This window comes from Thermococcus sp. LS1 (assembly GCF_012027395.1).
GTDB lineage: Archaea > Methanobacteriota_B > Thermococci > Thermococcales > Thermococcaceae > Thermococcus.
The window spans coordinates 631760-651696 of the sequence record NZ_SNUJ01000001.1 but is presented as its reverse complement, the minus strand read 5'-3'; the positions used below and the strand labels follow the sequence as shown (position 1 = coordinate 651696).

Below are 19937 nucleotides of genomic sequence, written 5' to 3'. Positions count from 1 at the left end.
AACCTCCTTCTCGGTTTCCATGATTGCACCCACGGCATCACCGTGTTTTGGCATTGCTTGCGTCAATAAAGAAAATTTGAAGTCAGAATATTCAGTTTCTGTGCTCGCACCACCCCGGGTTCTCCCAGTGTCCGTGCCTCTCACCAGGGATGTGACCAGTGTCGGCAACGGCCCACTCGAGGTTGTAGGGCCCGATCAGGGCCTTAAGCTCTCCCTTCATGTCCCTCTTTCCGACGTAGAGGGCGGCCCTCGTCACCACGTTGTAGCCGCTGTTAGGTACCTCCGGCTTCAGCGCGCTATTCCACGCTTTCTCGCTCGTTTCCCAGCCTTCGAGAGCAGGTAATGAGCCGAGGTCCCAAAGGTGGTAGAGTCTACCGAAGTTCAGGAGCTTCAGGTAGGCCTCGACGAAGATGTTCATCCTCTCGTCGTTGAAGTAATCCATAAGCTCGATGAGGGCCTTCGCCATTACAGAGACGTTGCCGAAGGCCACGCGCGTGTCGAGGTTCTCCCAAAAGCGCGGACATGAGTGGTTCGCCAGGAGCATCAGGTAGTATATCCTTCCAAGCTTCAGGGCCTTCTTCTCGCCGTTCGCTGGCTCGAGGACGTAGTCCATTGAAGTTTCAATGCCAAAGTAGTCATAGTAATCCTTGAAGAAAATCCTCGCGTATCTCACGAGGAACTCCTCGGCGTTGGCGTTGAAATCCTTCAAACCTTCAAGCACGCCCAATCTCACGATCCTGTTTAGCTCCTCAAAAAGGCGCGTGAAGGCGACCTTCCAGAGCTGGCTTATCCTCCTCCCCTCCACCTCGCGGGCAAAGACCTTTCCATCGGCCCTTCTGTAGCCCAGCCACCTTGAATCGCTCGTCTTTCCGTCGAGGCTTAAGTCGAAGTAGTCGCTCCAAGCCGAGTAGTCCTTGACACCCATCTCAAACTCGCATTCTCCCTCGAGGCGCTTGAACTCACCAGTGAGCTTTTTCTTAACGAACTCCATGGCAGAGACTCTCTCGACACCATTCCCTTCGAGACCCTCCATCCATGCTGTGAAGCGGTCGAGCTGGGCCGGATTTCCGAGGAGGCTCTCAAGGTCGCTGGCAGTGAAAACTAAGTACGGAACTCCCAAGCTCTCCTTATAGTCGTCCCGCCGTCCGAGGGTTCCCTCTATCAGTCCCGGGACGTCGAGGGTGTTAAAGGCGAAGGCATCGCTCAGTCCCCACTCGCGACCGAAGACAAAGGAGTTAGAATAGCGGTTGCAGGAGTATTTGGCCTGAGGGAAGTCGTAGAGGAGCTGCCTCTCGTCGAGGAGGAAGACGAGCCTTTTGTCCGTTGAGGACTCGACTATCTCGGCGCTCCTCCGTGTTATGACAGCCTCGGGAAGCCAGTAGCCAACGACAGGCTTGTTGCCTGTAAGTGGAGCGTAGAAGTCAAAGGAAACCCTCGCCAGAATCCGCTGCTCGAACTCGTCGAGGTGCGGGACGATTGGATGGAAGGGTGTGGTCGGAACAGCGTCAAACTTCTCCAGGAGGAAAACCGTCTCCTCGAAGGCCTTCCTGTGGTAGCGGAGGAGCATTAGAAAGGTGAACGGCTCAATGTCTATGCTTATTCCCTTCATCCGCGAGAGTGTATCGGCTATGTGTTCGTAGGAATAGAGCATTGCCCTCGTCCAGTTCTCGCCCCTGACTTCCTCCCCACGGATTTTTATGGCGACCGGACTCTTGCGCTCTTCGTACTCTATTGGCTTACTCCCATCACCGTCCCTGACATAAACCATATCACCAGGCTGGTAGGCATGGAAGTGGTGGGCGTACTTCATAAAACACTTCGGGCGCATGGTCTCACCATGGGTGATACATCATTGAGGTTTATTGCCCTTTCGGGAGTGCTCTTTAGAGATTATTTCTACCCATATCTGGCCGATAAGTTAATAAATCTGAGCATCCAACTAAGCCCGGTGGGAGGATGGAGAAGGAATTTAGAAAGCTTCTCGGAGAGGATCTGGCAAACTATCTCGAGCTCCTCAGGGCCAAGATGGCCTTCGCCGAGGAGATGTATGGAATCAAGATGAACTACGTCCCGCTCATCGCGGATGGAGAGATAGTCGTCCTTGATAAGAACGACGGAAAAATCAAATGGCTCAAAACCAAGAGACCACTGACGCTTGATGAGTTCAAGGCACTCGCGGAGAAGATAAAGGGGAACCTAGAATCTGGTTACGTCGAGATGCTCCTTGCAATGAACATGTCCTGCGTCCACGGGCCGGGGGAGTAATCACCCTCCATAGACCACAGGGAGGAGCTTAACGACGTCGCCGTCCTTCAAGACGTAACCCTCATTGACCTTCCTCTCATTCACAAGTATGTGGTGCTCGGCGGCGCTTATCCCTAGTTCCCGCAGAAGCTCACCTACGGTTGTTCCTTCCCCAATATCAAGCTCCATCCGCGGTGAGAAGCGAAGGGCCACCTCGCCGTAGAGAACCAGCATGACCTTCATTGAACCACCTCCGAAAAATAAAGGTTAGAGGCCGAGGCGCTTCTTTATGCGCTTAACCTCGCGCTTTGCCTCGCCAAGGCCGAGCTCCTCGAGGATTTCTTCCTTCGGAATGCCGTGCTCGTCGTAGCCGACCTCATCGTAGTATTGTTTCACCTTCGCGCGTATCTCCTCCCTGCTTGGGACCTTGCCTTTAACAGGACCGCTCGGCAGGGGCTCGTAGAAGCGCTGTGGATTGTCGTCATCCCTCCTCGGGTCCCAGTAGGTGTCGGGGCCGCCAAGAAGGAGCAGAATCCTCTGGAGGTGGATTATCCTCAGGCCGGTCTCGTTGAACCACTTTTCGGGAGTGAGCTCAAAGCCAGTAACCGCGTTTCCAAATTCTATGATCCTCTCAAAGCCCGGCTTGGTGACGAACATACAGACCACTGCAGAGTCGTAGAAGGCATTCACGAGCTCACCCTCGTAGCTCCTCGCCGGAAGGCCAGCCGTCGCGGTGTGGTCGCCTCCCTGAACGGAGACTGCGTAGCTTATATCCTTGGTGTAGTCGAGATCGCTCCTAACCCCATGGGCACCGACGCCTATCCCCTTGACGTGAACCGCGTACTTCGTGGCATCAACCCCCTTCATCTCGCTTATCTTAAGCGCCGCGCGGTAGGTTCCCTCCGCGAGGATTTCACCGATGCCCTTCCTCTCGACTATGAGCTCTAAGAGCTTTGCAAAGGCCTTTTCGTCGCCCCACTCAAGCCTGAAGCCGATGTCCTCCTCCGTGAGGATGCCTCTCTGGTAGAGCTCGGCAGCAAAGCCGAGGACGTTGCCGGCGTTTATTCCATCGAGCCCGAGCTCATCCACTAGGTAGGAGAGGTAGACTATCTTTTCGGGCTCGAAGATGCCGAGGTTGGTCCCCATGTAGGCCATCAGCTCGTAGTCCGGGGCGTCTGTGATGGCTCCCTTATACGGCCCGTAGCGGAGGTATGAAATCTTCATGCAGTTAACGGGACAGCCGTAGTCGGCCCAGTACTTCTTCACCCAGGCCTTGTTCTCGAAGTTTACCACGCTTATCCTCTCGTCGTCATGGTACTCTTCCTGCCAGTTCCTTACCGGCTGGCTCGAGCGGTCCTTTCCTACGCTGTAGCCGCCAGATCCGGTGCCCCACTCCCTGAAGGTTGTCATCTGGAACAGCTCACTCCAGAATTCCCTCAGCATGGTCTTGATTTTATCCCTGTCATAGACCTCCGGGAGGGCCTTGCTCCCCTTAACAATAACTGCCTTCAGGTTCTTGCTGCCCATCACCGCCCCAAAGCCACCGTAGCCAGCGGCGTGCATCATCTTTGCCATTATCGCGGCGAAGCGGACTTTGTTCTCCCCACCCTTCCCAATGTACATCATGGCGGGCTCCTTCGGGATTCCCTTGAGCTTCTCTTTCTTCCTTATCTCCTCGTGAACTTCCCTGAGAAGAGTTTTATGAAGCTCTACTCCACCCATGCCCCAGTACTTGGAAGCATCACGGATTTCAACGGTATCATCGTTCACGAAGAGATATACCGGGCTCTTTGCCCTTCCCCTGATGATTATCCCGTCGTAGCCGGCTGTTTTCAGCTCCAGTCCAACCTCGCTGCTCAGGACGCTCCCCACAACGCCGTTGCTCTCGGGCGATTTCGAAACAACCGCCGTCTTCATGCCCGGATAGTATCCCGTCAGGGGGCCCGTGAGGATGAGCAGGAGGTTTTCCTCGCCAAGGGGGTCGATATTTTCCCAGTCCTTACCGAGCTCCTTCCACAGGATGTAAACCCCCAGCCCCCTGCCTCCGTAGAACTTCCTCATATCTTCATCGAGCTCAACTACCTTCACGCTCTCCCTGCTCAAATCAACGTCTAAGAGCTTTCCGGTGTAGCCGTACATGGTATCACCCCATCAGCTCCTCCCCGTAGAGCTTCCTCGCCAAATCGTCGGTCTTTTCGAGCGGATCCTTTGCGAACGTCCTGTATATTGAACGGTAGTTGCCCCTAATGAGTTTTAGGGCGTCGTGGCCGGCCTCATGGCAGACTTCCACGCACTTGGGGTTGCCTCCGCATAGATCGCAGATAACGACGCTTTCCTTGCCGGCAGGAATCCTTGGGACATTGCCCGGACATGCCAAGACACATGCGCCGCATCCGGTGCACTTATCCTCGTCCACGAGAACGGCCCCTGTTTTCTCATCAACGCTCAGGGCTCCGAAGTTGCATGAGTTTACGCACGGATAGTCAGGACACTGGACGCAGGTATGTGGGACGTTAACGCCTGGGAATTCCTCAAAAATCCTTATGCGCGATGCCTCTGGCCATATTACACCCTCGTGCTCGAGTGAGCAGGCCACTTCGCAGAGCCTGCATCCGCTGCACTTGTCGGGAGTTATTAGTATCCACATCCTCTCATCGGACACAGCGTCACTCATCTGGAACACCTGATATCAAAAGTGGAACCCAAACTATATAACTCTTGTGAAAACGCTCAGATTGGCATTTATACAAGCAGAAGTCCTTATAAATGTCGAACATGATAAACCTGCGATGAACCGCTCCGAGCTTATCCTTTTAGGCATCACTGCAATATGGGGCTTCACATTTCCTGCAATGAAAGTTAGCCTCGATTACCTGCCACCCATACTGTTTCTGGCCTACCGCTTCGGCGTAGCTTCCCTCCTGATGCTCATTCTCTTCCGCTCGCGGATTCTCAGGAAGGAGACTCTGAAAGAAGGCTTCATCCTCGGTCTAACCCTCGTCTTCGGCCACGGCTTCCAGATAGTCGGTCTGAAGTACACGACGGCATCGAACTCGGCATTCATAACGTCGCTCTATGTCGTCTTCACGCCGTTTATAGCCTACTTCCTGCTCGGAGACAGGTTGAAGGGGCGGGACGTTCTTTCCCTGATCGTGGCGCTGACCGGCCTTTATCTCATATCCGGGGCCAGTCTGAACTTTAACTACGGTGATCTGCTCACCGTCCTCTGCGCTCTGAGCTTTGCCTTTCAGATAGTCCTCGTTCAGCGCTTTGGAAAGAAGGACTATCTCAGCTTGGCTTTCTGGCAGATACTCTGGAACTTCGTTTTCTCGTTAGCTTTTGCTCTGCTCTTTGAGCCCTTGGTGGTTCCAAGGGACCCAATGCCCTGGCTGGGTGTCCTCTACACCGCCGTATTCGCGACGGTAATAGCGTTCACCCTCCAGGTAAAGCACCAGAGGAACACCAAGGCCCATCGGGCAGCCCTCATATACTCCGCAGAGCCCATTTTCGGCCATATAGCGGCTTTCCTCACGATACGGGAAGTGCTCAGCCCAAAAGGCTACCTCGGCGCGGCGCTGATTATGGCAGGCATATGGAACGAGGTCAGAAAAGAGAGCTGAGAAGTATTTACCAACAAAAGGTTAATAAATTCTTTCACGTATCCCCTTCTGGAGGTGATGAAGATGGTCCACGCGTACATTAAGGAGAAAACGAAGGAGTTCTCAAAGGAAGAGAAGGAGAAGCGCTACAAGTATCTGGGTAAGGAAGTCCTCGATGTCGGAGATCCCGGACTGGACAGCATCCCCGAGTTCTATGGAATAGCCAACGCCATCTGGCGCGACTGGAAGGAGGGGGAGATAAGCACCAGGACTGCACTGGGCAGGCTCGCACTCCTCAAGCTCCTCACATACAAGACGAAGAACAAGAAGATCCAGGACATCCCCGAAGAAGACCTCGAAGAGGTCAGGAAGTTCATAGACTACGTCATCCAGGTCATCAAGAATGAGAGCAGGAGAAAGGGCGAGCCGGAGGAAGAGAGGCAGGTGAAGACGGAGTAAGCCCCTTTCGATTTTCTAATCCCCTCTTTTGACACAAGCCAAGTAAACAAGCCTCTAGAGGACCCCCCAATTCTCACCGTGCTCTTCACGTCACCCAGTTCTCCGTGAGGTTTAAATTCTCTAGAGAGATAATCATCACCGCGCCCTCCCCCTCACGCCCCTGGGAGAAGTGACCTGGGGTCGGTCGGGGAGGGCACACTTCTCTCCACTAGTCTCCAGCAAGCCAAAATCAGGAGGGAACGTTTGGAAAATGAGAGACGCGTAGCGCTTCCCATCCAAAAACCTTATAAGGAAAGTTCCCAATTTTGCCCCGATGCCCATGAGGGGGGAGTGTTTTATCCTTCGCTTCGCCCGTTACGTGGCCCTTGCTTGAATCCCCCTATTCTGGGTTAGTCTATCGTAAAGATCATTTCTGGAGGGTTTTGAGATGATAAGGGAGCCAGAGTTTAGGGAATACAACCCAGGGAAGCTTGAGGAAAAGGTTGAGCGATTTTGGAAGGAGAACAACATCTATGAGAAGGTGAAAGCCGCGCGCCAGAACGGCCCGAAGTACTACTTCCTCGACGGGCCTCCCTACGTCAGCGGTGCCATACACCTCGGAACGGCCTGGAACAAGATAATCAAGGACATGGTGATAAGGTTCAGGACCATGCAGGGCTACAACGTTCGCAGGCAGCCGGGCTTCGATATGCACGGCCTACCGATAGAGGTCAAGGTCGAGCAGGCTCTCGGCCTGAAGACCAAGAAGGACATAGAGACCGAGATAGGCGTTGACGAGTTCATAAGGAAGTGTAAGGAGTTCGCCCTCAACAACCTCAAGGTGATGACCGAGCAGTTCAAGATGCTCGGCATATGGATGGACTGGGACAACCCCTACATGACCATAAAGAACGAGTACATAGAATCGGGCTGGTTCACGCTCAAGCGCGCCTGGGAGAAGGGCCTCCTTGAGAAGGACAAGAGGGTTCTGCACTGGTGCCCGCGCTGTGAGACGGCCCTGGCTGAGCACGAGGTTCGTGGTGAGTACAAGATAAGGGAGGATCCGAGCATATACGTCAAGTTCCCGGTTGAGGGCAAAGACAACGAGTACCTTCTCATCTGGACCACCACGCCATGGACTCTGCCGGCCAACCTCGCGGTTGCAGTTCATCCCGAATACGACTACGCCAAGGTTAAGGTCGAGACCGAGAACGGCGAGGAGTACTGGATAATGGCGAAGGCCCTCGTCGAGAGGGTTCTTGCCGAGGTCGGCGTTAAGGGCGAGATAGTCGAGGAGTTCAAGGGTGAAGACCTCGAGGGACTCCGCTACATGCACATACTTATGGAGGAGTACCCAACTCAGAAGGAGTTCCGCGAGAGGTACGAGTGGGCCCACCGCGTTATCCTCGGCGAGCACGTGACGCTTGAGGATGGTACCGGACTGGTTCACACCGCACCGGGCCACGGTGAGGAGGACTTCGAAGTCGGAAGGGAGTACGGCCTTCCGGCATATTCACCAGTTGATGACCAGGGCAGATACGTGGAGGGCAGATGGAAGGGAGTCTACGTCAAAGACGCCGATCCTGAGATCATAGACCACCTCAAGGAGAAGGGCTACCTCGTCAAGGCCGGAACGATAGAGCACAAGTACCCGCACTGCTGGCGCTGTAAGACGCCGCTCATCTTCCGCGCCACCGACCAATGGTTCCTCAAGGTGAGCAAGGTCAAAGACCAGATAATCAAGGAGAACGACGAGAAGGTGACCTGGTACCCCGACTGGGTGAAGGTCAGGTACGACAACGGCGTCATGAACTCCGGAGATTGGGTCATAAGCAGACAGCGCTACTGGGGAATACCCCTGCCGATATGGCAGAGCGAGGACGGCGAGATATACGTCGTTGGAAGCTTTGAGGAGCTCGTAAAGCTGTCGGTGGCCATAGAGGTGAACGGCGAGAGAATAGAGCTGCCGGAGAGCTACGAAGAGAAGCTCAAGGTCATTGAAGAGAAGCTCGGCCCGGAGGATCTCCACAGGCCCTACGTGGATGCATTCATCATAAAGGTCAACGGCAAGGAGATGCGCCGCGTTAAGGACGTCGTTGACGTCTGGTTTGACAGCGGAATAGCCAGCTGGGCTTCCCTCGACTACCCGAGGAACGAGGAGCTCTTCAAGGAGCTCTGGCCTGCGGATTTCATAGTAGAGGGTGAAGACCAGGTAACCAAGTGGTTCTACTCCCAGCAGGCGGCCAGCGTTATAGCCTTTGACACGGTCCCCTACAGGAAGGTCGCCATGCACGGCTACGTCCTCGATGAAAAGGGCGACAAGATGAGCAAGAGCCTCGGCAACATCATAAGGCCGGAGGAGGTCGTCCAGAAGGAGGGAAGGGATCCCTTCAGGTTCTACATGCTCTGGGCCACCAACCCCTGGGAGAACCTCAAGTTCAGCTGGAAGGGCCTGGCTCAGGTCAAGAGGATGCTCAACATACTCTGGAACGTCTACGTTTTGAGCGCCACCTACATGAGCCTGGATAACTTCGACCCAACGAGAGTCAACCCCGAAGAGCTGCCCTTCCGCGAGGAGGACAGGTGGATACTAAGCAGGGCCAACAGCCTAATCGGAGCGGTCGAGAACGGCATAGAGAGCTTCTACCTCAGCAGGGCGACGAGGGCGATATACCACTTTGTCGTCGAGGACCTGAGCAGGTGGTACATCAGGCTGATCAGGAAGCGCATGTGGGTTGAAGGCGACGACCCGGACAAGTTAGCTGCCTACTACACCGTCTGGAAGGTCTTCAACGTCCTCCTGAGGCTTATGGCACCCTTCACGCCCTACATAGCTGAAGAGATATACCAGAACCTCCTCAAGCCGTTCCTTGGCGTTGAGAGCGTCCACATGCTCGACTGGCCCAAGGCTGATGAGAAGGCCATCGATGAAGAGCTCGAGAAGGAGATGGAAGCCGTAAGGAAGATAGTCGAGGCCGGCTCAAGTGCCAGACAGAAGGCAAAGATAAAGCTCCGCTACCCAGTTAGGAGGATAATCATAGAGACAGAGGATGAAACCGTCGTCAAGGCAGTCGATAGGCTTAACAGAATACTCCGCGACCAGCTCAACGCCAAGGAGGTCGTTGTAGAAAAGGTCGAGCGCGAGCTCATCATAAAGCCGAACTTCGCGAAGGTCGGGCCGGAGTTCAAGGGCGACGCCAGACTCGTCTCCCAGTGGATAGCCGAGCACGGCAGGGAGCTCTACGAGGCCGGCGAGATGGACGTCGAGATCGAAGGAAAGACCTTCCACCTCACAAGGGAGCACCTCAGCATAGAGGAGAAGCTGCCAGACTTCTTCGTCAGCGAAGACTTCGACGGCGGAAGGGTCTTCGTGGACAAGACCCTCACCAGGGAGCTCCTCGCTGAGGGCCTCGCGAGGGAGTTCGTCAGGAGAATACAGGAGATGAGGAAGAGGCTCGACCTCGACGTCAACGACAGGATAATCGTCACCATAGAGACCACCGACGAGAACCGCGAGCTTCTTAGCGAGAACCTCGACTACGTAAAGAGGGAAACCAGGGCGGTTGAGGTAGTCTTTGGAGAAGCAAAGGGCTACGTCGTCGAGTGGCCCGAGGTTCAGGCGAAGATAGGGATTGAGAAGGTTTGACTTCTCTCCCTTTTCCTTTAAAGCATCTTACCCAGAAGAACTGTGGCGAGTATAGAGACAGTCAAACCAGCAATTCCCACGATTATCTTCAACCTTGCGTTTCTCTGTCTTTCCTCAGAAATGCCCCTGAGAAAATCCCCAGCCATCTCATCCAGAAGTGCTTGGGCTTGTTCCGAAAACTCTTCCAGAGGAAGTTCTCTGAGAGAGTTAGGTAAACAACTCTCGAAACCCTCGTAACTTACGCCCCCGTAAGTTACTTACGCCCCCAGAACCAGCAACCTGAAAAAGTAAAACTCAAGGCAGTGGCATCCTTTCGACCTCTATCCTGTCCCAGGTTGGGTATTCCTCGACGATGAAGAACCTGACGTCGCCCTCTATCGCTTCCGCCAGCTCGACCGCGACCTCCTCAGGCATCTCTATCCTGCCCTTCTCGCGGTTTACGTAAAGCCACTCCTCGGGAACCTCGGCCTCCTCCACGAGGAGAGCGTAGAGCTCGTCTAAGTCCTCGTACTCTGCTATGCCAAAGCGAAGCGTTCCGTCCTCGGTTATCTCCATGTAAGGCTTAGCGACGTTTCTCGCCATCCTTTTCAGCCTGTTCTTGAGCTGAACCGCGTCCTTGAGCTTGGCGGTGCAGAGGTGGTAGCTCAGTGAGGTGTTCTCCTCACCCCAGCGGAGGATTTCGAGGCCAAGCTCTAAGCTTCCCTTAATCGCCGAACTCTCGTCGCTGATGGGCCGGTATCCCCTGTCCAAGAGGTTCCTCAAATTGGTCTCGCTGAACTCCAGCTCGTTGATGTTGAGGAACTTCGCTCCAAGTCCGTCCAAAAACTCCGCGAACCACTTAATCCTCTCGCCCTGACCAGGAACGGCGGGAACCTCTCCCCCAACGTCCCAGTCGAAGTCGAATGCGTTCTTTATGTTCTCAATCTCCACCCTGAAGAGCCTTGAGTTCGGGTTGAAGAGGTCCGGATGGAAGCGGATCTCATCTAAACCAGCATTGTAGAGCTTTTCAAGTGCCTTTTTCGTTGTGAGAGCTCCGGTCGTGTAGAGGTGGATGTGGAACTTTTCCCCGAACTGCTCCTTTAAGGCTCGAATATATTCAGCTGTTCTCTCCAGTCTCGCCAGCGGATCTCCACCGGTGACCCCTGCTCCCCTTGCATCCTGAATTCTGGCCTCCTCAATGATGTCATCTATCCTTTTAACAGGTCTCTCGTTGGCGTAAACGACGTCCTCTCTCCTCCAAGGGCTCAGCGGGCAGTAGAAGCAGTCCCTCGGACATGCGCCCGTGGTGAAGAGAACGAGCTTCTCTCCTCTAACGCACATCTGGCAGCCCTTCGGCAGTTCTCTCACGGCGTATGAAAAGTAAGGGGTCTCCCACATCCAAATCCCTCCAGCTCTCGCTAACACAACCAGAGGAGCAGGCCTTAAAAAGGTTGGTAGCCAAAAATGGGAAGGTGTTGGAATGAGGGAAAGACCCAAGACACTGCCGCCGACACTAAGGGATAAGCACCGCTATATTGCCTTTCAGGTCATCGGTGAGAGAACCTTCACAAAGGACGAGATAAAGAGGGCCATCTGGGAGGCAAGCCTCTCGACCCTCGGAACGCTCGGCTCCGCTCGGGCCAAGCCCTGGTTCATAAAGTTCGACGAGAAGAGCCAGACTGGTATAGTGCGCGTTGATAGAAAGCACGTGGAGGAGCTTCGCTTCGCCCTGACGCTCGTCACTCACATAAACGGCTCTAAGGCGATTTTCAGGACGCTCGGTGTTTCTGGGACGATAAAGAGGCTGAAGAGAAAGTTCCTGAGTGAGTTTGGGTGGAAATAAAATCAGCGAAGGAATGAAACTGCCTTGTCAACCCTTCCCTCGTAAACCTGCACGTATCGCTCGCACGCTTTCTCCCAGCTGAAGTCCTCCCTGGCCCGCTTTTTCCCGTTCTCCCTGAGCTTCTCCAGGGTCTCATCGTCGAGCTCCTTGGCCCATATCATCGCCCTCGCCAGGGCAAAGGCGTCCCTTGGAGGAACGAGCATCCCCGTCGCACGCTCTGGATCGCTGCTGAGGTCTATTATCGTGTCCTTTAATCCCCCAACGGCGGAAGCTATTGGAACGGCACCAAGGCACATCGCCTCGAGCTGAACCAGACCGAAAGGCTCGAAGTACGACGGGATTACAACGAAGTCCACGGAACCGTAGAGCTCCCTAACGACCTCTCTGCTGAGAAGTTTGGTAATTGCCCTCACGTTCTCAGGGAAACGGTTTTCCATGGCCCTTGCCCACGCTTCCAGCTCCGAATCCCCCTTGCCGATGATGATGAACCTCATTTCACTGAAAGAGGGGTCCGTGGAGAGGAGCTCTATCGCATACAGCAGGGTGTCCACACCCTTCTGTGCCTTATCAAAACGCCCTATGAACATAAAGGTCTTTCCGTCGCTTAATCCAAGATCCTCAAGAATCCTCCTCCTGCGCTCTTCCCTCGGAAGGTCTCCTGTCTCCATCAGCTCCTTGTTCCAGAAGGAGCAGTCTATACCGTTGAAGACATGCGTAACTTTGCCCTCGAAGAGCCCGAAGAAGTCCCATTCCTCCAGGAGGTAGCTCCTACTGACGGTCGTTACTGCGTCGGCTATGTAAGCGGCCGTATGCTCGGGGTCTATGTCCGGATAGGGGACGAGCTCATCGAGATTGGCCTCGTGGAAGTAGCGCGCTGGAACCTTGGCCTTGTTGAGCCTGTGGACGGTGAAGACGCTCCTCAAACCAAAGTATTTTCTGAGAAGACCGAGCGCGAAGACCGTGTGCCAGTCGTGAGCGTGGAGGACATCGGGCTTGAACTCACCTACCAGTTCGTTCATGAGTCCAACACTGGCCTTGCCGAAGAGAACGGCCTTCCTCAGCAGGCCGTCCCAGCCGGGGCCATAAACGTCAGAACTGTCAAGAACACCGCCGCCAAGAGAATAAACCACGACACCATTCTGCTCTCTCTTTTTTACAGCCACCTCCACTCTCTTACCAAAGGCTGAAACCCTAAAGGATGTGAAAGGCTCGCCAAGTTCTTTTCCGTGGCTCGGGGTAAAAACGGCCACTTCATGGCCGAGATTCGAGAGGCCCTCGGCTATGCTGGTTACGGCCTCGGCTAGGCCTCCGACCTTAACGGGAAGGTACTCAAATCCCAGTATCAAAATCCTCATCCAGACACCTCCAGACGTTTTAATCGAATATAATCTCGGATGCCGGAATTATGATGGCTCACCCACTGTGAACCTGACGTCGGTGCTCTCATAATCCTCAACAACGGCAAACATTCCTCCGATCTTTACTATGCCCCCTTCCGTCTCCACATGGATGTTGTTAATAGCTTCCTTGAGTGAAAATGTATACCCCACCACGAGCCCATTAATCGTCTCGTTTTTCCCCGTTTCAATGTGTTTGCCCCTGATCGTGGCCATAATATGCCTGTCTTTCAGGTATCTGCTGACAAAATCAACCGCATGGAACATAGCAAAAAACCGGAGATCCCCGGGATTGTTGATAACTTCCACCCTCAGTGACGACTCCTTGAAGATCTCTATTATGAGGCTGTACTGGGAGAAGATTATCTCAGGATACGTTGATCTGAAAGCTGGGGGACTCCTTGAGTTGAAAGCAACGTTCTGAACCGCTATGACCTCCTTTCCGTCAACCATCCCTATGATGTGGTTGAGCTTGTAAAACTCCCTCACAAACAGGTTTCCTCTTCCTTGGAACTTCGAGAGCTCCGGAATTTTGTCGGTGTATACCGACAGGGTCACACCCCGCTTAAACGTCCTCACCAGGTCTTCCTCCACGTGCCCAAAGAACTCGCTGGGAATGACGACAATGACCTCATTCTCAGCGGAATCAATGGCCTCCCGGAACATTTCAAGGGCCTCGTCGAGGCTCCTGCTTCTCCATATTGCAGGCCTGTGATCCTCACGCTTCACATCATTCAGTGCTTTCTCCAGCTGCTCCACTATTGTTTCGAGTTCCTTCTTGAATCGGAGAAACGCTATTCTGGGGGAGTAAGCAGCGTAGACTTTGGGATTGCCCTCTATTTCAGTGACAAATCCCCTTGCCTTTAGGGACGACACCGTATCGTAGACCCTGTTATAGGGCACCCCGCTTTTTGTGGATATCTCTCTCGCAGTGCTGGGCCCGTAGACAAGGAGCGTCCAGTACGTCATGACCTCATACTTTGTGAAGCCTATCTCGCTCAGTGCCTGCGAGAGATGGGACGGAATCTCCATTGCCACCACCTTCACAGTATAGCTAAAAAATTAAACTAGGGTCTAAAAGAGTTTAGGATGTCGAGGTACCTCTCAAGGTGCCTTGTTATGATGAAGTTCTCTCTGACCCGCTCTTTTGCCCGCGCACCCATCCTCCCCGCGACCTCGGGGTGTTTGAGGAGGTAAAGCACCTTTTCTGAGGCCTCCTCCACGTCCCTCACGAGGAAACCGGTTTCACCATCAACTATCTGAAGCCGGATTCCCCCAACGGCCCTTCCGACCACGGGCTTCTCCTTCCACATGGCCTCCGTGACCGTCAGCCCAAAGCCCTCCCTTATGGACATCTGCAGGACAACATCGCTGGCCCTCTGGAAGGCGTTAACCTCCCTGGCATGGACTCCGTTGAGGTTTGTCAGGACTTTCACATCGTAGTCCTCGCCTATCTTTCTCAGCGTCTTCTCGAAGTACACCCAGCCCTCCGGGTCGTCGTGGGCCATAACGCCGACCAGCAGCAGCTGGACATCGGGGACTTTCTCCTTGACCTTCCGGTACACGTCGATGACGTCGAAGATTCCCTTCCAGGGGTCAAAGCGGGCAACCTGGGTGAGTATCGGCCTCTCTGGATCGACGTCGAACCTTTCAAGTGTTTTAAGCACTTCCGTCTCGCTGAGCTTTATGTTTTTTTCGCTCAGGGGGTCAATTGACGGGGGCATTATCACGACTTTGCTCCCCTCAAAGTCCCCGCGCACGTATTCCTCCATGTGGAATATGTACGCGTCATACTTCGCCACGAAGCCCCTGAGGAACTCCCAGAACTCCATGTTGGGGTCGCTTAGGTCTATGTGGCACCTCCATATCCACGGCTGTCTCTTGTCATAGAACTCGATCAGCGGTGCCGGCTGGGGGTCGTGGATGAGCACGTAGTCAAAGGCCCCTAGATCAACGTCGCGGGCGTTCTTCCTATTGGTCTCAATATAGAGGCGCTTCATCTCGTCGGTTAGCCGGAGCTCTCTGTTCCCCTGGAGGGCGTTGTGAAAGCCCTTGGTCACGTTAAAGAACTCATCGCTACCCTCAATGACGAACCATCTGGCGTCCACCCCGACGTCCCTCATGAGCGGTATGAGGTTGTGGAGTATCTCCGCAACCCCTCCACCAAACGATGTCGAGTTCACGTTGGCAAAGGCCGCCCCTTTTACCAGCTCGGCCTTCTCCAGTATCCTGTTCAGGGCGTCCTCCCCGATTATTCCTTTGTAGTCCCGGAGCTTCTTTCCCTGCCCTCCAAATTCTGTTACCTCAAACATGCTACCACCTCACTCTCCTTTCAGGGCACCAGCGGTAAGCCCGCTGACTATGTACTTCTGGAAGATGAGCGCCAGTATGACCAGCGGGATTGTCGAGATTGCGGAGGCGGCCATGATGTTGCCCCACGGCACCTCTCCGTGAACCCCCTGGAACAGAGCTATGCCGACGGGCACCGTCCTGGCCCGGTAATCAGTGGTGAAGAGCAGTGCAAACATGAACTCGTTGAAGGCTGCTATGAAGACCAGAAGAGCCGTTGAAAACAGGGCGGGAGCAGACAAGGGCAGTATGACCTTATAAAGGGTCTGAATCCTCGACGCACCATCTATTAGGGCGGCCTCATCGAGATCTTTGGGGAGCTGGGCAAAATAGCTGAGGAGTATCCAGAGAGCCAGCGGCAGTGTCCACGCCACGTACGGAAAGAACAGGGCCTTGTACGTGTTGATCCATCCAAGCTCTTCGATGAACTTGAACAGGTATCCTACGAGGCTTATCTGCGGGAACATCGAGACTCCCAGGACAAAAACTGGCACTATGAGCCTGCCCCTGAACCGTATCCTTGAGACCGCGTATGCCCCAAAGGCTGATATCATGACGGTTACCACCGTCACGACGGTGGCTATGATAAGGCTGTTCCTGAAATAGTCCATGAAGTGGAGGGTCGGGTCGCTCAGGACCGTCCTGTAGTTGCTCAGTGTGAACTCAAAGCTGACGTAGGGGGAGCCCAAGAAGGTGGCGTCTTTTGTGAAGGATATTATTATCATCCAGATGAAGGGGAAGAGACACACCAATACCATTAAGACTGCCCCAATGGCCAGCAGGATATTTTTAAGGGATTTTTCGTTCATTTCAATCCCTCCTGGAACCTCCCTACCCTTAGATACACCACGGTAAAGCTCAGAACCGTTAGGAACGTGAGTATTGAGATAGCGGAGCCAACGCCGTAGTCGCCGAGGTTGTAGTAGTTAAACGCCATCAGGGACACAGAGGTGGTCGCCCCGCCCGGCCCTCCACCGGTGAGGACGTATATTATGTCAAACACCCTCAGGGCATCTATCGTCCTCAGGGTAACCGCAACTATCAGAACGGGTTTAAGCAGCGGGAGAGTTATGTGCCTGAACCTCTGGAACATGCTGGCCCCGTCGATTATGGCGGCCTCATAAGTGTCCGCAGGTATAGCCTGAAGGCCCGCCAGGAGAAGAAGGGCCATGAAAGGTGTCGTCTTCCACACGTCCGCAAGAACCACCGCGAAAAACGCGCTCAGAGGGGTACCGAGCCAGTTAACGCCGCTCAGCCCAACTGCGCCCAGTATCCAGTTGAAGAGGCCGTAGCTGTAGTTGTACATCAGCTCCCACGTTCTGGCAGATATTATCGTGGGAACGGCCCAGGGGATCAGCACTATTGCCCTCAAAATTCCCCTTCCCCTTATACGTTCGTTCAATATGAGGGCAAAAGTCAGACCGAGTAAAGTCTCCAGGCTCACGCTCACGAGCGAGAAGGACACGGTGACGAAGAGAGAGTACCAGAAATCTCTCTTTTCAAGCACGGTAATATAATTATTGAGCCCCACGAATTTAAAACCCTGAATAAAAGTTACATCCCGGTGTAAGCTTATCCAGAAGGTTCCAAGGACAGGCACTATGATAAAAAGCACCACAAATGCCAGCATGGGGGACAGCATGCCGTAGGCAAACTTCTCCTCGGTGTACTTCACTCCGCCCATCAGCACCACCCTGTAGTGGAAAGTCGTAGATTGCCCGAAAAGAAAAGGAAAACGAGAGAGCTGTCAACCGTACTGCTTAACCAGCTCCTCCGCCTCCTTCTGGGCCGCATCAAGGGCCTCCTGCGGACTCATGCTGCCGGCAAGGGCTGCATTCACGTACTTCTGTATGATCTGGCTGAGTTGCGGGTAGTAGGGAACGATGGGCCTCGGAACCGCGTTCTCAAAGACGCTCCTGAGGTCCTTCAGGTAAGGCGCGGCCTTCAGCACATCGGGGTCATTGTAGACATCGGTTCTTCCGGGGTTCCAGCCGAGTTTTATGGCGAAGTTCTTCTGCTGCTCATAGCTCTCAACGAACTTAACGAACGCCCAAGCGAGCTCTTTGTTGTCCGAATACCTGTTTATGCCTATGTGCCATCCGCCCAGGGTGGCAGCGCTCTTGTGTCCGGGGAAGTGCGGAAGCGGGGCTATCCCGACCTTGCCCCTGACCGGGGAGTCGTTGGCGTTGTGGAGCCCCCACGCGTACGGCCAGTTCCTCTCAAAGACGGCGTTGCCCTGCTGGAACGTAAGCCTGACCGGCTCTTCGGTCATCTCGGTGTATGTGCTCGGCGGCGATATCTTGTACTTGTGTATCAAGTCCACCATAAACTGGAGGGCCTGAACGTTCTCAGGCTTGTTCAGGGTCGGAACCCACTTTCCATCCTTGAAGTATCCAAGCTCGCCGCCGTTGCTGTATACGTACTCAACAAAGTCACAGACGAGGCCTTCGTACTGCTTACCCTGCCACACGAAACCCCAGAAGTTGGGGTTGTCCTTCCTCTCGCCCTGCTGTATCTTCTGGGCCATCTCGACGAGCTGATCCCAGGTCTCGGGGGGCTTGTCATAACCGTACTTCTTGAGGAGGTCCTCCCTGTAGTACAGCAGACCCGCATCAACGTAAACAGGGAGCGCCCAGAGATTGCCGTTCTGCTTGTCAGCCAGATTGACGACGCTCTGGAAGAAAACGCTGAGGTCGTAGTTATCCTTCTGGACGTAGGAATCAAGGGGTTCCAGCCACCCCGAGGATATGAACTGGCCGAGCCAGGCGACGTCCATCAGGAAAACGTCGGGGTCGCTGGACTTGGCCCTCAGCGCGTTTACTAGATCAAGTCTCCTCTGATCCGTATCCGTAGCCTGCCTCTTGAGCTCAACGGTAACCCCTGGATATGCCTTCTCAAACTCGGCGATAACCTGTTTCCAGTACTCAATTTCGTTTGGGGCACCGCCGACCGCGAACACAATCTTCCCTTCAAGCTTGGTGCTCTGTGTGCCTGTGGTGGATTCGGTAGTCCCACCAACGCACCCACTGGCAACAACGCCGAAAACCACCAGACCGACCAGAACTATCCCCCAGAGGGGCTTCCTCAATGCTATACTCATGTGAGGCACCTCGAAAATTGTGTATACTAAAAGTATATATGCTTTGCGGTACTGACGTGGACATTAGAATCCTCAGACGAACAATAGCAGAATTCCTCTGTTCAAGTGCATTCGCCGATTGTAGGGTTGCCAAAAGGGCAAACCATCCCAACTCTCTGAACCTTAAGTTATATGGAAAAACTAGGAACTATCAAAGACATTGTTTATATTACAATTGTACCATAAGTATACATCACATAATTTAAAGCAGAAGAGGGAGACAGGCGTCATTCCAGAAGGATGAACTTCTCGCCCTCAACGTCCTCAAAGTAGCTTCCGATTCCGCCAACCTTCCATTCCTTGCCGCTGGCCTTAACCGTAACGTTGGCCATGAGCGGCGTGTACTCGTACTCAACTATTTCCCCGTCAAGGGTCACGGGCTCCTTCGTCTCAACGAGCCTGCCGACTATCTCGGCTCTCTTCGGGAGCTCTGTGAACTTCAGCAGGGTTATTAGGGTCCTGATGTTGACGAGCGAGAGCGGTTTGGAGAGCTTATCGTAGTTCAGGGGCTTGATTATCTTGCTGTTGTCGAAGTAGATGGTGTAGAACCAGTGCATGTAGTTCTGGATGATCTTTGGACTCTTGGCCCAGAAGGAGTAGAACTTCTCGCGCCTCTTGTCCCTCGGCAAAGCACCGAAGAAGAGCGCGTAGTCGATGTCCCCGATTATCCAGCTGGCCATGAGCCAGGGGGCGCCGCCGGTTTTCGCCAGGATGATGTTGTCGCCGCTGAGCCACTCCGGAATCTCCTCGAAGTTGCTGATTATGACGAAGATTATGTCCTTCCGGCGCTTTATCTCGTCCCTCAAAAGGCGAAGGAAATCGAATGGGGTGTTTATTAAAACTTCGTGTTTGGCCGTCCTGATGACGTACTCTGCCCTCTCGACGGTGTTCTCAAAGCCTTGAATCGTCCATATCTCAGGCAGTTCCTCCCCGTGCACCTGGCGGTAGAGCTCGAGGAAGGCTGCCTTCAGGTTCTCCATGTCCTCGATGAATTCTTCCTTTATCTTCTCGAGGACAACTTCAGGATTGACCGGCTTGTAGAGCCTTGGGGCACCGTGCATTACGTCAACGAATCCCTTTCTGTGAAGGGAGCTCAGAACGTCATACACCCTCGTGTGAGGAATGCCACTCTCCTTTGTTATGTCCGTGGCCTTGCTGGGGCCAAGCTTGAGGAGGGTTATGTAAGCTAAGCTCTCGTACTTAGTCAAGCCGAGCTTCTGGAGCTTTTCGACAATTTCCTCTTCCTTCATTTCCAGACCTCCAACTTTTTAAGTTCACTAGCATTAGTTTAATCATCACTAGT

General features: G+C 53.9%; 17 protein-coding genes. 5 read left to right on the top strand and 12 right to left on the bottom strand.

Features of this window, described 5'->3' with window-relative positions; genetic code table 11:
* Positions 1-91 precede the first annotated feature (91 nt).
* On the bottom strand, positions 92-1828 hold the full coding sequence (locus E3E26_RS03470; protein ID WP_167899905.1) for a glycoside hydrolase: 1737 nt from the start codon (positions 1826-1828) through the stop codon (positions 92-94).
* A gap of 128 nt (positions 1829-1956) precedes the next feature.
* Between E3E26_RS03470 and E3E26_RS03465 the strand changes: the two genes are divergently transcribed.
* Complete coding sequence (locus E3E26_RS03465) at positions 1957-2265, top strand: hypothetical protein (RefSeq protein WP_167899904.1); 309 nt, start codon at positions 1957-1959, stop codon at positions 2263-2265.
* Here the strand turns inward: E3E26_RS03465 and E3E26_RS03460 are convergent, their stop codons facing one another.
* From E3E26_RS03460 to E3E26_RS03450, 3 genes are read right to left on the bottom strand one after another with little or no spacing between them, the layout of a single operon-like run.
* Positions 2266-2487 (bottom strand): MoaD/ThiS family protein, encoded by a 222-nt coding sequence (locus tag E3E26_RS03460; RefSeq protein WP_167899903.1) that lies wholly within the window; start codon positions 2485-2487, stop codon positions 2266-2268.
* Positions 2488-2511: 24 nt separating this feature from the next.
* Entirely contained in the window at positions 2512-4383 is a 1872-nt protein-coding gene (locus tag E3E26_RS03455) for an aldehyde ferredoxin oxidoreductase family protein (RefSeq protein WP_167899902.1), read from the bottom strand.
* A 4-nt stretch (positions 4384-4387) separates the two neighbouring features.
* Complete coding sequence (locus E3E26_RS03450) at positions 4388-4918, bottom strand: 4Fe-4S dicluster domain-containing protein (RefSeq protein WP_167899901.1); 531 nt, start codon at positions 4916-4918, stop codon at positions 4388-4390.
* A gap of 115 nt (positions 4919-5033) precedes the next feature.
* Here E3E26_RS03450 and E3E26_RS03445 point away from each other — a divergent pair, with 115 nt between their 5' ends.
* The 3 genes from E3E26_RS03445 (at position 5034) to ileS (ending at position 9927) form a co-directional block, all read left to right on the top strand.
* Entirely contained in the window at positions 5034-5864 is an 831-nt protein-coding gene (locus tag E3E26_RS03445) for a DMT family transporter (protein WP_167899900.1), read from the top strand.
* A gap of 63 nt (positions 5865-5927) precedes the next feature.
* Positions 5928-6302 (top strand): hypothetical protein, encoded by a 375-nt coding sequence (locus E3E26_RS03440; protein ID WP_167900144.1) that lies wholly within the window; start codon positions 5928-5930, stop codon positions 6300-6302.
* 427 nt (positions 6303-6729) lie between these two features.
* Complete coding sequence (gene ileS / locus E3E26_RS03435) at positions 6730-9927, top strand: isoleucine--tRNA ligase (protein ID WP_167899899.1); 3198 nt, start codon at positions 6730-6732, stop codon at positions 9925-9927.
* A 294-nt stretch (positions 9928-10221) separates the two neighbouring features.
* Here ileS and E3E26_RS03430 read toward each other — a convergent pair whose 3' ends face one another.
* Positions 10222-11304, bottom strand: a complete 1083-nt coding sequence (locus tag E3E26_RS03430) for a radical SAM protein (RefSeq protein ID WP_167900143.1) — start codon at positions 11302-11304, stop codon at positions 10222-10224.
* A gap of 82 nt (positions 11305-11386) precedes the next feature.
* Here E3E26_RS03430 and E3E26_RS03425 point away from each other — a divergent pair, with 82 nt between their 5' ends.
* Positions 11387-11749, top strand: coding sequence for a ribonuclease P protein component 2 (locus E3E26_RS03425; RefSeq protein ID WP_167899898.1), 363 nt, complete (start codon positions 11387-11389; stop codon positions 11747-11749).
* 2 nt (positions 11750-11751) lie between these two features.
* Here the strand turns inward: E3E26_RS03425 and E3E26_RS03420 are convergent, their stop codons facing one another.
* The 7 genes from E3E26_RS03420 to trmBL1 form a co-directional block, all read right to left on the bottom strand.
* The gene (locus tag E3E26_RS03420) at positions 11752-13104 is read right to left on the bottom strand and encodes a glycogen synthase (RefSeq protein ID WP_167899897.1); all 1353 of its coding nucleotides are present in this window, start codon (positions 13102-13104) and stop codon (positions 11752-11754) included.
* Between the two features lie 48 nt (positions 13105-13152).
* A complete protein-coding gene (gene trmB / locus E3E26_RS03415; RefSeq protein WP_167900142.1) occupies positions 13153-14178 on the bottom strand; it encodes an HTH-type sugar-sensing transcriptional regulator TrmB in 1026 nt (341 codons plus the stop codon).
* A gap of 35 nt (positions 14179-14213) precedes the next feature.
* Positions 14214-15458: a trehalose synthase gene (treT, locus tag E3E26_RS03410; protein ID WP_167899896.1), complete on the bottom strand. Its 1245-nt coding sequence runs from the start codon at positions 15456-15458 to the stop codon at positions 14214-14216.
* A 9-nt stretch (positions 15459-15467) separates the two neighbouring features.
* Positions 15468-16304: a trehalose/maltose ABC transporter permease MalG gene (gene malG, locus E3E26_RS03405; protein WP_167894326.1), complete on the bottom strand. Its 837-nt coding sequence runs from the start codon at positions 16302-16304 to the stop codon at positions 15468-15470.
* Entirely contained in the window at positions 16301-17179 is an 879-nt protein-coding gene (gene malF / locus E3E26_RS03400; RefSeq protein ID WP_167899895.1) for a trehalose/maltose ABC transporter permease MalF, read from the bottom strand. The genes malG and malF overlap by 4 nt, the downstream gene beginning before the upstream one ends.
* 63 nt (positions 17180-17242) lie before the next feature.
* The gene (locus tag E3E26_RS03395) at positions 17243-18595 is read right to left on the bottom strand and encodes an ABC transporter substrate-binding protein (RefSeq protein ID WP_206204308.1); all 1353 of its coding nucleotides are present in this window, start codon (positions 18593-18595) and stop codon (positions 17243-17245) included.
* Between the two features lie 266 nt (positions 18596-18861).
* Positions 18862-19884, bottom strand: coding sequence for an HTH-type sugar sensing transcriptional regulator TrmBL1 (trmBL1, locus tag E3E26_RS03390; RefSeq protein WP_167899894.1), 1023 nt, complete (start codon positions 19882-19884; stop codon positions 18862-18864).
* Between the last annotated feature and the right edge of the window lie 53 nt (positions 19885-19937).

What these genes read in the sequence shown, in the direction of transcription:
- E3E26_RS03470 (WP_167899905.1), bottom strand. Translation starts at nt 1,828, where the DNA reads ATGCGCCCGAAGTGTTTTATGAAGTACGCCCACCACTTCCATGCCTAC.
- E3E26_RS03465 (WP_167899904.1), top strand. Translation starts at nt 1,957, where the DNA reads ATGGAGAAGGAATTTAGAAAGCTTCTCGGAGAGGATCTGGCAAACTAT.
- E3E26_RS03460 (WP_167899903.1), bottom strand. Translation starts at nt 2,487, where the DNA reads ATGAAGGTCATGCTGGTTCTCTACGGCGAGGTGGCCCTTCGCTTCTCA.
- E3E26_RS03455 (WP_167899902.1), bottom strand. Translation starts at nt 4,383, where the DNA reads ATGTACGGCTACACCGGAAAGCTCTTAGACGTTGATTTGAGCAGGGAG.
- E3E26_RS03450 (WP_167899901.1), bottom strand. Translation starts at nt 4,918, where the DNA reads ATGAGTGACGCTGTGTCCGATGAGAGGATGTGGATACTAATAACTCCC.
- E3E26_RS03445 (WP_167899900.1), top strand. Translation starts at nt 5,034, where the DNA reads ATGAACCGCTCCGAGCTTATCCTTTTAGGCATCACTGCAATATGGGGC.
- E3E26_RS03440 (WP_167900144.1), top strand. Translation starts at nt 5,928, where the DNA reads ATGGTCCACGCGTACATTAAGGAGAAAACGAAGGAGTTCTCAAAGGAA.
- ileS (WP_167899899.1), top strand. Translation starts at nt 6,730, where the DNA reads ATGATAAGGGAGCCAGAGTTTAGGGAATACAACCCAGGGAAGCTTGAG.
- E3E26_RS03430 (WP_167900143.1), bottom strand. Translation starts at nt 11,304, where the DNA reads ATGTGGGAGACCCCTTACTTTTCATACGCCGTGAGAGAACTGCCGAAG.
- E3E26_RS03425 (WP_167899898.1), top strand. Translation starts at nt 11,387, where the DNA reads ATGAGGGAAAGACCCAAGACACTGCCGCCGACACTAAGGGATAAGCAC.
- E3E26_RS03420 (WP_167899897.1), bottom strand. Translation starts at nt 13,104, where the DNA reads ATGAGGATTTTGATACTGGGATTTGAGTACCTTCCCGTTAAGGTCGGA.
- trmB (WP_167900142.1), bottom strand. Translation starts at nt 14,178, where the DNA reads ATGGAGATTCCGTCCCATCTCTCGCAGGCACTGAGCGAGATAGGCTTC.
- treT (WP_167899896.1), bottom strand. Translation starts at nt 15,458, where the DNA reads ATGTTTGAGGTAACAGAATTTGGAGGGCAGGGAAAGAAGCTCCGGGAC.
- malG (WP_167894326.1), bottom strand. Translation starts at nt 16,304, where the DNA reads ATGAACGAAAAATCCCTTAAAAATATCCTGCTGGCCATTGGGGCAGTC.
- malF (WP_167899895.1), bottom strand. Translation starts at nt 17,179, where the DNA reads ATGGGCGGAGTGAAGTACACCGAGGAGAAGTTTGCCTACGGCATGCTG.
- E3E26_RS03395 (WP_206204308.1), bottom strand. Translation starts at nt 18,595, where the DNA reads ATGAGTATAGCATTGAGGAAGCCCCTCTGGGGGATAGTTCTGGTCGGT.
- trmBL1 (WP_167899894.1), bottom strand. Translation starts at nt 19,884, where the DNA reads ATGAAGGAAGAGGAAATTGTCGAAAAGCTCCAGAAGCTCGGCTTGACT.